This is a genomic window from Brachybacterium sp. SW0106-09 (genome assembly GCF_001293905.1).
In the GTDB taxonomy this organism is placed as follows: domain Bacteria; phylum Actinomycetota; class Actinomycetes; order Actinomycetales; family Dermabacteraceae; genus Brachybacterium; species Brachybacterium conglomeratum.
This window is the reverse complement of record NZ_BCAK01000025.1, coordinates 23,892-36,280: the sequence shown is the minus strand read 5'-3', so window position 1 is coordinate 36,280 and position 12,389 is coordinate 23,892. Positions and strand designations below refer to the sequence as shown.

The 12,389-nt window shown below is 72.3% G+C and carries 12 protein-coding genes; 6 read left to right on the top strand and 6 right to left on the bottom strand.

From position 1 onward, the window contains the following. Nucleotide 1: 1 nt before the first annotated feature. Nucleotides 2-967 (bottom strand): ABC transporter permease, encoded by a 966-nt coding sequence (locus Y09_RS11600; protein WP_053917852.1) that lies wholly within the window; start codon nucleotides 965-967, stop codon nucleotides 2-4. Between the two features lie 167 nt (nucleotides 968-1,134). Beyond that, nucleotides 1,135-2,769, bottom strand: a complete 1,635-nt coding sequence (locus tag Y09_RS11595) for an ABC transporter substrate-binding protein (RefSeq protein ID WP_148639633.1) — start codon at nucleotides 2,767-2,769, stop codon at nucleotides 1,135-1,137. 370 nt (nucleotides 2,770-3,139) lie between these two features. On the opposite strand from Y09_RS11595, the gene Y09_RS11590 reads away from it, so the two are divergent. Both Y09_RS11590 and Y09_RS11585 read left to right on the top strand, forming a co-directional pair. Continuing rightward, the gene (locus Y09_RS11590) at nucleotides 3,140-3,862 is read left to right on the top strand and encodes a FadR/GntR family transcriptional regulator (protein ID WP_345742684.1); all 723 of its coding nucleotides are present in this window, start codon (nucleotides 3,140-3,142) and stop codon (nucleotides 3,860-3,862) included. A 5-nt stretch (nucleotides 3,863-3,867) separates the two neighbouring features. After that, a complete protein-coding gene (locus Y09_RS11585) occupies nucleotides 3,868-4,791 on the top strand; it encodes an aminoglycoside phosphotransferase family protein (protein ID WP_053917851.1) in 924 nt (307 codons plus the stop codon). Between the two features lie 99 nt (nucleotides 4,792-4,890). Here the strand turns inward: Y09_RS11585 and Y09_RS11580 are convergent, their stop codons facing one another. Next, nucleotides 4,891-5,481: an LURP-one-related/scramblase family protein gene (locus Y09_RS11580; protein WP_200716805.1), complete on the bottom strand. Its 591-nt coding sequence runs from the start codon at nucleotides 5,479-5,481 to the stop codon at nucleotides 4,891-4,893. Between the two features lie 84 nt (nucleotides 5,482-5,565). Here Y09_RS11580 and Y09_RS11575 point away from each other — a divergent pair, with 84 nt between their 5' ends. Then, entirely contained in the window at nucleotides 5,566-6,075 is a 510-nt protein-coding gene (locus tag Y09_RS11575) for an arsenic metallochaperone ArsD family protein (protein WP_053917850.1), read from the top strand. A gap of 78 nt (nucleotides 6,076-6,153) precedes the next feature. Here the strand turns inward: Y09_RS11575 and msrA are convergent, their stop codons facing one another. Then, on the bottom strand, nucleotides 6,154-6,837 hold the full coding sequence (gene msrA, locus Y09_RS11570) for a peptide-methionine (S)-S-oxide reductase MsrA (protein ID WP_371440366.1): 684 nt from the start codon (nucleotides 6,835-6,837) through the stop codon (nucleotides 6,154-6,156). A 303-nt stretch (nucleotides 6,838-7,140) separates the two neighbouring features. On the opposite strand from msrA, the gene Y09_RS11565 reads away from it, so the two are divergent. The 3 genes from Y09_RS11565 to Y09_RS11555 all read left to right on the top strand — a co-directional run bounded on the left by Y09_RS11565 (nucleotide 7,141) and on the right by Y09_RS11555 (nucleotide 10,398). Next, nucleotides 7,141-7,725, top strand: a complete 585-nt coding sequence (locus Y09_RS11565) for a DUF6318 family protein (protein WP_148639632.1) — start codon at nucleotides 7,141-7,143, stop codon at nucleotides 7,723-7,725. Next, nucleotides 7,722-8,762: a PKD domain-containing protein gene (locus Y09_RS17910; protein WP_234695709.1), complete on the top strand. Its 1,041-nt coding sequence runs from the start codon at nucleotides 7,722-7,724 to the stop codon at nucleotides 8,760-8,762. Before Y09_RS11565 ends, Y09_RS17910 begins: the two co-directional genes overlap by 4 nt. Before the next feature lie 166 nt (nucleotides 8,763-8,928). Then, nucleotides 8,929-10,398 carry an HNH endonuclease signature motif containing protein gene (locus Y09_RS11555; RefSeq protein WP_053917847.1) on the top strand — a complete coding sequence of 490 codons (1,470 nt, stop codon included), beginning with the start codon at nucleotides 8,929-8,931 and terminating at the stop codon, nucleotides 10,396-10,398. Between the two features lie 53 nt (nucleotides 10,399-10,451). On the opposite strand, the gene Y09_RS11550 is transcribed toward Y09_RS11555, so the two are convergent. Beyond that, the gene (locus Y09_RS11550; RefSeq protein ID WP_053917846.1) at nucleotides 10,452-11,006 is read right to left on the bottom strand and encodes a hypothetical protein; all 555 of its coding nucleotides are present in this window, start codon (nucleotides 11,004-11,006) and stop codon (nucleotides 10,452-10,454) included. Next, a complete protein-coding gene (locus Y09_RS11545; protein WP_053917845.1) occupies nucleotides 11,006-12,265 on the bottom strand; it encodes a DUF58 domain-containing protein in 1,260 nt (419 codons plus the stop codon). The genes Y09_RS11550 and Y09_RS11545 overlap by 1 nt, the downstream gene beginning before the upstream one ends. Nucleotides 12,266-12,389 lie beyond the last annotated feature (124 nt).

Below are 12,389 nucleotides of genomic sequence, written 5' to 3'. Positions count from 1 at the left end.
GTCAGATGCTCCTGATCCGGGGGTTGACGACGACGTAGAGGAGGTCGACCAGGATGTTCACCACGATGAAGGCGATCGCGACGACGAGCGTCACGCCCTGGACGAGGAATACGTCGTTGCGGGTGACGCCGTCGAGGATGAGCTGTCCCATGGCCTGGATATTGAAGATGATCTCGATGATCACGGCGCCGCCCATGAGGTAGCCGACGCGCAGGCCCAGCACCGTGATCGGGGTGATCAGGGCGTTGCGCAGCACGTTGCGGGAGACGACGACGGGATAGGGGATGCCGGCGCCGACGGCGGTGCGCACGTAGTCGCGGTCCAGCTCCTCGACCATCGCGGTGCGGACCACGCGGGTGAGGGAGCCGGCCACGGGGATCGCCAGCGCGATCGCGGGCAGGGCGATGTTGCGCAGATAGGTGGCGGGGTCCTCGAAGAACCCGACCCAGCGGGTCACCAGGGCGGGGAAGATGCCCCAGCCGCCGGGGACCTCGCCGAGCCACTGGATCATCAGGATCGCGAGCCAGAACGACGGGGTGGCGAGAGCGGCGATCGTCAGCACGCGGATCACCTGGTCGACCCAGCGGTCGCGGAACAGGGCGGCAAGCACGCCGAGGACCGCGGAGAGCACGATCGCGATGGCGAGGCCGAGGAAGGTCAGCTGCAGCGTGATCGGGAAGGCGCTGGCGACCACCTCGGTGACGGGCACGTTTCCGCTGGTGGTGCCGAGGTCGCCGCGCAGCATCCCGCCGAGGAAGGTGAAGTAGCGCAGCCAGATCGGGTCGTTCAGGCCGTTGTTCTCCCGGTACAGCTCCAGCGCCTCGGGGGAGGCGGACTCCCCGAGCGCGAGCCGGGCGGGGTCCGACGGCGAGAACGACATGATGACGAAGACGAGCAGGGTGACGCCGAGGATCATCAGCGGCAGGGCGAGCAGTCGTCGCCCTATCAGGCGGACGAGTTGGGACACGCGGTCCTCCGTGGAAGAGCGAGGGGCAGGGGCGGCGGCCGGGCGTGATGCGGGGCCGCTGGTCGCGCCGGCGGCCGGGACGAGGGCCGGGCGCGGGACCGACGGGGGAGCGGCCGCCGGGGTCGACGAGCGGGTCGTCGGCCCCGGCGGCGGGGCTCAGGGACGGGTCACGGGGCCTTCGTCGAGGCGACGTCGACGAAGCTCAGACCGGTCAGGGAGATCGGCTCGAAGCCGACCAGCGAGGTGCCGTCCCAGGCCGTCGGGGCCTTGCGGTGGAAGAGCGGGTACAGCGGGACCTCCTCGGAGAGCAGGTCGAACAGCTCGCCCCAGGTGGCCTCCTGAGCCGCGGTGTCCGTGGTCTCCAGGCCCTCGGCCAGCAGCGACTGGACCTCCTCGTAGGACTCCTGGCCCTTCCAGTGCATGCGGGTGTCGGTCCAGACGTCGCCGCCGTACCACCAGCGCATGAGCAGGTCGGGATCGTTGCCGAAGACGGAGGGGTCGCCGGGGGCGATGACCACGTCGTAGGCGTCGGGCCTCCCGTCGATCGTGGTGTACACGTCGGCGGACTGCTTCTGCTCGAAGGCGACCTCGACGCCGGCCGCGGCGAGGGACTCCTGGATGATCGGGGTGCACTGGGCGACCCAGTCGTGGTCGGTGCACAGCATCCGGAAGGAGGTCAGGCCCGTCTCGGCGAAGAGGGACTTCGCCTTCTCGGCGTCGAGCGAGTAGACGGTCGAGGCCTCCTTGTAGTTAGGGTGCTCCTTCTGCACGAAGCAGCTCGCCGCCTCGGCCTGACCGGACAGGCCCGTCTCGATGACCTTGTCCATGTCGATCGCGTAGAGGAAGGCCTGGCGGTTCTTCACGTCGTGGAAGGGGTTGTCCTCGCTGTTGTTGAACATCGCGAAGAGCAGACCGAAGCCGCCGACGGACTCGACCTCGCCGGTCGCCTTCAGCTGGTCGATCGAGAGATAGGGGACCGAGTCGATGGCCTGCACGGTCTGCGACTGCAGCGCATTGGTGCGGGTGGACGGGTCGGGGATGACCTGCCAGCTCATCGTCTTCGCCTTGGCGGGCATCGGCCCGGTGTAGTCGTCGAAGCGCTCGAACTCGACGATCTTCGAGGCCGCGGAGTTGTCGGTCATCTTCCACGGGCCCGAGCCGACGGGGTTCGAGTCGAAGGCGCCGGGGTCCGCCTCGACGGCGGCCTTCGGGACGATCTTCACCGTCGAGAGGCGCTCGGCGAGCACGGCGGTGGGGTGGGCGAGCGTGAAGGTGACGGTGGTGTCGTCCTTCTTCTCGACCGACTCGACGAAGGGGATGAACTGCGCGTACAGCGAGGCGTTCGCCGGGTCCTGGACGCGCTCGAAGGAGAACACGACGTCCTCGGGGGTGACGGGGGTGCCGTCGTGGAAGACGGCGCCCTCGCGCAGTGCGATGTCGACGCTGGTCCCGTCGGTCGCGGGGACCTCGGTGGCGAGCGCCGCATAGACCTCGCGAGTCACGGGGTGCAGCTCGGTGAGGCCCTCGAGGGTGTGCCAGTTGACCGCGACGGTGAGCGCCGCCGAGGTGGTCATCGGGTCGTAGCCGTTGGTGCCGAGCTCGTAGCTGATCGCGGCGTCGATGTGGCCGTCGGGGTTCGCCTCGCCGGCGGGCGCGCCGCCCGCGTCGGAGGAGCCGCCGGAGCCGCCGTCGCGCGGGGCGCAGGCGCCGATCCCGGCGACGATGCCGGCGGCGCCGGCGAGGGCGGCGGTGCCGCGGAGGAAGCCGCGTCGGCCGAGACGGCCGGAGGGGTTGGTGATCACCGTTGATGCATCCCTTCTGTGGGTGTCCCCGGGGCCTGTGGCGCCGGGGGTCGAGCGGAGCCCGTCCTCGCGAGTCGACGGAACTCTCGCCGCCCTGCGAAGATCAGACGTATGATGTCTGATGACTGGGAAGAGTACATCACAGTCGGCGCGGTCGCCACCACCCGGTGAGGGGGCCGTGACCGAGCGGTGACCCGGTCCGGGTCCGTCCCTCGTGCGCCCCGAGCGTTCGGGGCGGAGGGCGGCCCCAGCAGGAGCAGCGCCCTCCGGCCCGGACCTCGGGAGGAACGGCTTTCGCAGGCAGACGTCAGAATGCAGGCATGATGGGGCACGGCCGTCGACGACGGCGGGCCCGGGGAGGAGGCGCATCGTGCGCAGCAAGGGGAGCGGTGTCACCGCCGTCGACCGCATCCAGGAGCTGATCCTGGAGGAGGGGCTCGCGCCCGGCGACCCGATGCCCACCGAGGCCGCGCTCTGCGAGCGGCTGGGGATCTCCCGCTCCTCGGTGCGCGAGGCGATGCGCACCCTCGCCTCCCTCGACATCGTCGAGGTGCGCCACGGCCACGGCACCTTCGTCGGCGCCCTCTCCCTCTCCCCGCTCGTGGACGGGCTGCTGTTCCGCACCCGGCTCGACGACCACGGCGACCTGCGCGCGCTGCGCGAGGTGGTCGAACTGCGGATCGCGCTGGACCTCGCGGTCGCCGAGCAGCTGGTGGAGATCTACCGCGGCACCGAGAACCCCGAACTGGAGGGTCACGTGGAGACCATGCGCGAGCTCGCCTCGGCGGGGGAGCCCTTCCCCGAGGCCGACGCCGCCTTCCACACCGTCCTGTTCTCACGTCTGCCCAACAGCCTCCTGCGACAGCTCGCCCAGGCGTTCTGGGAGGTGCACACCACCGCCGTGCCGCTGCTGGGGATCGCCCCGGCCCAGGACATCCTCGAGACCGTCGAGGCGCATCGTGCGATGCTCACCGCGCTCGAGGCGGGGGACGCGGCGGCATACCGCGAGGCCGTCCACCAGCACTACCGGCCGCTGGGCCGGGTGCTCGACGCCGCCGGGGAGGGCGAGGACGCTCCCCTCGGAGAGACCTGAGCGCCGTGGAGCCGGAGGACGTCCTCGCCCTGGTCCGTGCCCGCCCCTGGGCGGGCGCGCCGTGGGCCCGCGAGCTCGTCGACTCCTTCCCCGGCCGCCTCCGCGCGGCCCTGACGCGCTGGGAACTCCGGATGGTCCGGGCCTTCACCGACGGCGCGGAGCTGCCGGTGCTCGAGGTGCACGGTCGCGGCATCGGCCCCGCGGTGCTGAAGCTCGGCGGTCACGGCACGGATCACGACCAGCAGGTGCGGGTCCTCCGTGCGGCCGACGGGCGCGGCTACGTGCGCGTGCTCGACCATGCCGAGGAGATCGGCGCGACGCTCCTCGAGCGCCTCGGGGCGCCGCTGCACGCCACCGCCTCCGCGCCGGAGGCCGAGGTCGACACGCTCGCCGACCTGCTCCCGGCCACCTGGGACCTGCCGAGCGCGGTCGGCGAGCCGCACGCCCCGTCGCAGAAGGCGAGGTCGCTGCTCGCCCTCGTCGACGGCGCGCTCGAGGCGCCCGCGGACCGGCACCGCCCCGTGCTCGAGGCGGCCCGCCGACTCGCCGTCGCCCTGGTCGAGGACCCCTCGCCGCGCCAGGTCGTCCTGCACGGGGACCCGCATGCCGGCAATGCCCTGCGCCGGGGAGCCGAGCACGTGCTCATCGACCCCGACGGCTTCCTCGGCGAGCCCGAGTACGACGCGGGCGTCGCCCTGCGGGACCACCAGCAGCTCCTCGACGACCTGGAACGCCGCGAACCGGGGGCCGCGCGGCGACGCCATGCCGCGCTCGTCGCGCGGACGGCGCAGCGGCTCGCGCTCGATCCCGACCGGATCACGGCGTGGGCGCACCTCGAACGGGTCACCACCGGGATCCACCTGCGCAGCCTCGGCTGGGCGTCGGAGGGGGAGAGCTGGCTGCGGACGGCACGGCTCCTGCTGCTCTGAGCGCACTGCTCTCGGCGCACGGCCCTGGGCTGTCTGCCTTCCGTGCTCGGCTCTGGCCTCTCTGTCTTACGCGCTCAGCTCCGAGCGCTCTGCGACGCCTCAATTGCTGCTGCGCGACCTCTTCGCCCGGATCAGGTCCAGCACGATGCATCCGCTCACGATCGCCAGGCGCAGGGGCGGCGGCACCGTGGGGTCGAAGCCGAGCACGTATCGGCTGTGCCCGAGGAACCCCCGGCTGAGGCCTGCCCACTCCCGGGCCGCCCGCGCCGCGACGGCCTCGCCGTACCGGAACTCGTAGTCGAGCCCCAGCATGTCGCCGTGCAGCTCGAGCTCCGCCCCGTCGGCGAGGGTCATGCCCACCTTCGTCGAGAAGACGGAGAAGCGGCTGCGCAGCTCGGCGACCGGGGTGCCGTCGGGCGCGGAGAGCTCGAAGCGGTCGAAGCCGATCCCGCGCGGGTCCTCGACATGGAGCAGCGGTGTGCCGTCCGCATCGGCGACGTCGAGCGAGCGGGCGCCGGAGAAGAACCGGGCGACGCCGCTCCCGGTGGTGGTGACGTGACCCACGGCGCGCTCGCCGGCGGCGTCGAGGATGTCGAAGTCATTGGACATGAAGCCCGTGACCTGCTGCATCACCAGGGTGTCGTGGGCAAGGAGGGTCGAGGGTCGGGGGCTGTCGGCCGCAGAGTCCATGCCCGCACGGTAACAATCACGTGCCGCGCCGCCAGGGTGCCTCGACCGCACGGTCGCGCCCCTGCCGCGCGCTACCGTGGTCCCATGACCGCCTCCGACGACGCCTCGCAGCTCGCGGCGCTGGACATCTTCCTGCCGTCCCCGCCGCCCGACGCGGAGCGGCAGGAAGCCTTCCTCGATGAGGCCGCGGCGCTCGCCCTGGACGGCCAGCCGATCACGGTCTATCTGCAGGACGAGGACGCCTGGGCCTTCGAGGAGTGCGAGCCCGTCCGCGCGCTGATGGAGTCCGCGGGGGAGGCGGTGCTGCCGGTGACCCTGCTGGGTCTGGACATCGTGGTCAGCGGCACCTACCCGACCACCTCGCAGATGCAGCGCTTCGCGCGGGCAGGCGCGACGGAGCGGGCGAAGCCCTCGGCGGCCGCCGCGGCCTGCGGCCCGGGCGGTGCGGCCCCGCTCCCGCGCGAGGCCGGCGGCTTCGCGGCGCAGCTGATGGGCGCCGCACCCGCCGCACCCCGGCCGACGGGCGGTCCCGACATCGGCGGGCGGCGCAACCTCATGGGCGGCGACACCGGGGACGGCCTGCCCGGGCGCTGACGGCGCGGTCGGCCCTCGTCGGGCCGGCAACGCGTCGCCGTCGACCTCCGCGGCCCGTCGGCTCGCCGGGTTCTCGCCTCAGAGCGAGCAGGCGACCCCGTTGAACCCGTGGTTGCAGTAGCCGGTGGGGTTCTTCTCGAGGTACTGCTGGTGCTCGGGTTCCGCGGTGTAGTAGACGCCGTTTCCGGCCTCGGCCAGCGGCGCGAACTCGGTGGTGATCGCGCCGCGACCGGCGGAGTCCAGCGCCTCCTGGTAGCGGGTGGCTGAGTCGCGCACGATCTCGCCCTGCGCGTCCGTGGTCCAGTACACGGCGCTGCGGTACTCGGTGCCCACGTCGTTGCCCTGGCGGTTCGCGGTGGTCGGATCGTGCTGCTGCCAGAACTCGGTCAGCAGCGCCCGCAGCGTGTCCTCGCCGCCGGTGTAGATCACGCGCACGGCCTCGGCGTGGCCGGTCCGGGCGGAGAACACCTCTTCATAGGTGGGGTGGGGCGTGTGCCCGCCCGCGTAGCCGGCCGAGGTGGTGTGCACGCCCGGGATCTGCCAGGCGATCCGCTCGATGCCCCAGAAGCAGCCGCCGGCGAGGATCAGCTCCTCGGCGTCCTCGGGCCAGGGGTGCGGGTCACGGGGAGCGTCGGGCCCGAGCATGTCGGTGCCGAGCACGAGGTGTTCGCGCGCGAGCGGGTAGGGGTAGGCGTCGCGGCCGGGCAGGGCGTCCTCCGGCGCGACCATGTCCTTCTTGTGCGCGTACAGGAGATCCATCATCTGCCACATGGTCAGCACGGTAGCCCCGGTCGGCACCGAGCGGGAAGGGCGAGCGACGCCGGTCACGCCGGTTCCGCCGAGGGCGTGACGGTGGGCAGGCGACGTGGGGCTTCTCCCTCCGGTCTCACGGCTGTCCACATTCAGTCGGCATCGATGGAGCGTTGAGGGAACTCCCCGGTAGGGTCACAGTGACCTGCTGCACACCTGGAAGGCTTCCGCATGTCCCGACGACTCCTGGCCACCGTGGCCGCCACCGCCCTGACTGCCGGACTCGCCGCGTGCGGAGAGGGGGAGGGCGGCACCGTGACCACGCCGCCGCCGTCGATCGACACCGGCCAGGACGACGGCGCAAGCGACGCCGGCGGCGAGGAGCCGAGCGACGCAGGCGGCGCCGACGACGCGGGCAGCGGTGACGGATCGGCCGAGGCGGCGCCCGACATCCCCGCCCCCGACCCCGCAGACTTCCCCGGCATGGACGAGCAGACTCCCGAGGGGGCGGAGCAGGCGTTCAAATACTTCTGGGCTGTGGCGATGAGCGGTTACCAGGGGGCCGACGCAGCGGAACTGTCGCGGATGAGCGACCCGAACTGTGGGAACTGCACCGAGCTCCTCTCCGAGATCGACGACCTCCAGGAGAAGGAAGATGTGTGGTCGCGCGTCGACATCTCGGATGTCTCCCTCGGCTCCGAAGAGGGAACAGGCGGGTACGACGTGATCGTGGACTACGTGTTCATCCTCCCCGCGCACGAGGAACCCGGGGCGGGGGATCAGGACGGAGCGAGCGTGGAGGAGAGCGAGTTCGCGACATCCGGCGGTCTCGTCTGGGACGGCGGCTCGTGGAAGGTAGTCGACTTCAGCGCCGGACCCCGAGAGAGCGACTCTCAATGATGGTCACGCAAGGGCGAGCGCTCACGATCATCGCCGCCGGGCTGCTCAGTGTTGTGGCGATCACACCCGCCACTGCAGTTCCAAGATTCGACGCGGAGGACGATGCGCTCAACGGACGACACCAGAGCGACACGGAAAGCTCGGACGAACCCGCCTCGACGCCTGCGTCGGACGATTCGCCCGAGAAGCCAGGAGCAGGGAGCGGCTCGGACGCTGAAGAGCCTCCGCCCGTCTACGTCACCTCCCGCGAGCTCGGGGTCGACAGCAAGTACACGTGCTCGGATCTCCACGGCGAGGAGGACTACGGCGGGGGAGTCGCCTGCGGCATCAGCAATCTCGCGTGCAGCGTCGCCGATACCCTCGCCGACGAAGGCGATGGCTATCTGGCGTCCGAGCAGGTGCGGATCGACAATCGGTCGGGCCGGAGCAGCGAGGAGCTGCTTGGCTTCGACTGCCAACAACGCGGCAGCGCTGCGGCCGGAGGGGAGGGCGGTGCCGCACCCGAGGTCATCACCGTGACCCGTGAGGACTTCGCGTCCATGCCGGTGATGCCGCTGGTCGCTTCCGCAGGACCCCCTGAGGGATGGCTGCCGGCTCATATGGTCAACGTCCTGTACGCCGAGTCCGAGCCGCAGACGATGGACATGACGCTGCTCGACACCCCGGTGCAGGTGCGTGCCACGCCGGTGCTGTACGACTGGGACCTCGGCGACGGGAACACGATCTCGACCACGGATCCGGGCGAGCCCTACCCGTCGGAGGCGGTCTCCTCCACCTACCGCTATGAGGGCTGGTACGACGTCACCCTCACCACGACCTTCAGCGGCCAGTTCTCCGTCGCCGGCGGACCCTGGCAGGACATCGACGGCACGATCGAGGTCACCTCCGAGCCGATACCGATCTACTCGAAGTCCCTCGAGTCGCGCCTGGTGAACCCCGACGTCCCCGTCGACGAGGACGAGGACCCCTGGGTGCCCGAGCGGACCGCGGAGACGGAGGGCCGCAAGGACCCCGACGCCACGCATCGAGAGGTCTGAACGACGCCGTCCCGTTCTGTCGATCCTCGCTTCCTCCACATGCCCTGCCGGTCCACATCTACGCACCGACGCTGGCACGTCGTCGACGGGGCGACGAGGCTGGGCTCATCAGGTCGCATCGTTCTCGGAGCCGCCGCGACCACCGCAGAGCGAGGGGAGGGGAGCCATGCCGGAGTCCGCACTGGACTGGGCCGATCAGCTGTCCCGTCTTCTCGACCGTGCCCCGTCGGCCGAGGCCCTCGCCGCGCAGGACGACGCCGCACTGATCGACCTGATCGCCGCGACGGAGCGTGCCAAAGGACGGCTTGCCGCCGCACAGGCCCGGGCCGAGGCCGCCTTCTGGGACTCGCAGATCCGCGAGCAGCAGAGACAGGGGACGCCCAGGGGACAGCTGGGCCGCGGCATCGCCGACCAGGTCGCCCTCGCCCGTCGCATCACCCCGAAGCAGGCGTCCGACGAGGTCGCTCTGCACCGGGTGCTGCTCGGATCCCTGCCGCGCACCAGCGAGCTGCTCGAGGCGGGCGAGATCAGCGAGTACGCCGCCCGCAGGATCGCCGAGAACGTGCTGGTGCTCGAGGAGGAGGACCGGACGCGCGTCGATGTCGACCTCGCCGACCAGCTGCCATCGGTCACCGCGCGCCGGGCCGGGGACCTCGCCCGCGCCCGGGCGCAGGAGCTCGACGCCGACGCGGCGGTGCGGCGGCACCAGCGCGCGGTCGCCGACCGACGGGTCTCGCTCCAGCCGGCCGTCGACGGCATGTCGATCCTCCGCGCCACGCTCCCCGTGAAGGACGGCGTCGCAGTGCTGAAAGTGCTGACCGAGGCGGCGAGCTCGGCGAAGGCCGCCGGGGACCCGCGCACCAAGGGCCAGATCATGGCCGACACCCTCACGGCCAGCGCCTGCGGGCTCGAGAGCCCCGATGACATCCCCGTCGAGATCCAGCTGCTCATGACCGACATGACCCTCCTCGCCGAGGAGGAGGCGACGGCTTGGATCGAGGGCCATCCGCTCCCCGGAAGAGTCGCCTGCGACCTCGCGCTCGGCGTGCCGACGCTCCCGCCCCCAGCACACGTGGCCGCAGTTGCTCCCGCACCCCCGCCGGAGATCAGCAGCGCGGCGCGATGGATCCGTCGCCTCTATGCCGACGCCAAGGTCGGAGACCTGACCGAGGTCGACGGCAGACGGCGCCTCTTCCGTGGGCAGGTCCGCCGATTCATCCTGCTGCGGGATCAGCGCTGCCGCACGCCGTGGTGCGATGCGCCGATCCACGACATCGACCACGCCCATCGCTTCGCCGACGGCGGCAGCACCGACGCGGACAACGGCGTCGGCCACTGCCAGCGCTTCAACCTCGTCAAGGAGATGCCGGGATGGGAGTCGACGGTCGACCCGGCGAGCGACGACCGACCGCACCGCCTCACGATCAGGACCCCCACGGGGCACATCTATCAGTCCACCTCCCCGCTGCTGAGGCGTCTCCTGGACGGGGAGGACGGGGCCCGCGCTGAGATCCTCTCGGACGAGCCCGTCGATCTCGACGACGGCTCGGATCCTGATCGGCGGTCGAGCCCGACCACCGCGGACGACGACCGGCCGTCGGATCCCGAGGGCCTGCCGGAAGCGCGCACGGGCTGATCAGCACGGGTCGACACGCGTCGGCCCGCACCGCGGCCCGGGCACCCCTGACCTCACCGGCCTCGCGGCATCACGGCGATCCACAGCGCGACGACGGCGACCGCGGCGACCACCACGGCCCACGGCCCGAGCTGCACCTGCGCGAGCAGCACGACGAGCACCCCGCCCACCAGCGTCAGCACGAGCACCCCGGTGAGCGCACGCAGAGCGAGACGCAGAGCGTCGCGGTCGAGGGCCCCGTGCGCGGGCATGACGGCCGCGAGCGCGAAGGAGGCATGTCCCGCGAGCAGCAGCAGACCTGTCGACCCGGCGAGCACGACGTCCAGATCGGCCCGCACCGCCAGCGCGATCACCACCGCCGTCGGCGCCAGCATTCCGAGGTCCGTGTCGGGATCGAGCCACTGGGCGGCGAGGGCCGTGAGACAGACGAGCCCCACCATCACGACGCCCAGGTGCATCGCCGCGAGTCCCGGGCCGGACAGCGCGAGCGCCGCCGCGGCGACCGTCGCCGCGGTACCGGTGCCGCGCAGCGCCCACTGCACCGGACTGATCCCGCGCAGCGCGAGAAGAGCATCGGCGATCGGGTCGAGCAAGGACGTCAGCCGCATCAGGACCTCCTCCGTCGCGGTGCGCCGCGCGCGGCGGACAGGGACAGGAGCACCGGAGCCAGCGAGGCGGGCCCCTCCCACGCGGTGACCGGGATGCCCGCCTCCCGCAGCTCGCGCACCGTCCGCTCCCGCTCGAGCCTCCGCAGCGCCCACGCCTCGGGCCAGAAGCGCTCGGAGACCCGGCCGTCGAGCCGCAGCGGCCGCCCGCGCAGCACGGAGGTGTCCCCGACGCTCGGCGGGAGCGTGTCCACGACGATCACGTCCGCGCCCTGGGCGACGAGCTCCCCGATCCTGGTGATCACCTCGGGGCGGAGCAGGGGCGAGCACACCACCGTCAGCGTGCCGGTCCGCACCGCGGGCAGGCGGGGGAGGGGGCGGAGCGCGCCCGGGTCCCGGGCCGCGCGGGACAGCGCATCGGTGAGCACCCGCAGCTGACGGGGGCCGGAGCCGGGCGGCACCGCGCCTACCAGCCGCCCGATGTCGAGCAGCGCGACCCGGTCGCCGACGCCGAGATAGTGGCGCGCCACGGCGGTCGTGGCCCGGATCGTCATGTCCAGGCTGGTGGGCGCGTCCTCGCCGGCCCAGGGGGCGGGGGAGACGTCCGCGGTGGTGTCGGTGACGACGAGGACCTCGGTGTCCTGCTCGGTGAAGGTCGCATTGGTGTGCAGCTGCCCGGTGCGGCTGGTGACCCGCCAGTTGATCCGGTGCAGTCGGTCCCCGGGCCGGAAGGCGCGCACCTCCGACAGCGCGGTGCCGTCGCCGCGGCGCCGCGAGAGGTGCGCACCGCTCACCCCGATCGGGGTGGGAACGTCCACAGGGGCATCGAGCACCACGGAGGAGGGGACCACCTGGAGCGACACCTGGGGCAGGTCTACCTGCGCCCGGAAGGCGCCGAGTGGATCCGCGACCAGCACGTGCACCGGCCCCACCTCGATCCGGCCCCAGCGCCGGGCGCCGATGCGCAGCGCCGCCCCGCCGTCGCCGGTGAGGGAGCCGTGGCGCGGGGCGAGATCCGCATGCGGCGGCCTCGGGACGTTCGCCGTGGTCAGCAGGCCCGGGCCTGCGGTCACCGTGGCGCGCGCCGCACCGTCCTCGTCGATCCGCCGACGGTTCAGGTGCAGGGACGGGGCGGGGTAGGAGCGCTCCTCGCCGCGTGCCGTGCGGCGGGCGACGGCCAGCAGAGACCAGGCCAGCAGTGGCAGCCCGGCGAGGACCAGCGCAGGCTCTCCGCGCAGCAGCGCCAGGGCCAGGGCGAGCACGCCCACCGCGGAGGCGCGGACGAGCGCGGCGGTGGGACGGGGGCGGAGCGAGGGTGCGGGCGGCTGCGTGCGACCCGGCGTGCCCGTGGTCCCTGCTGTTCTCTGAGCACCCGCCGCACCGGAG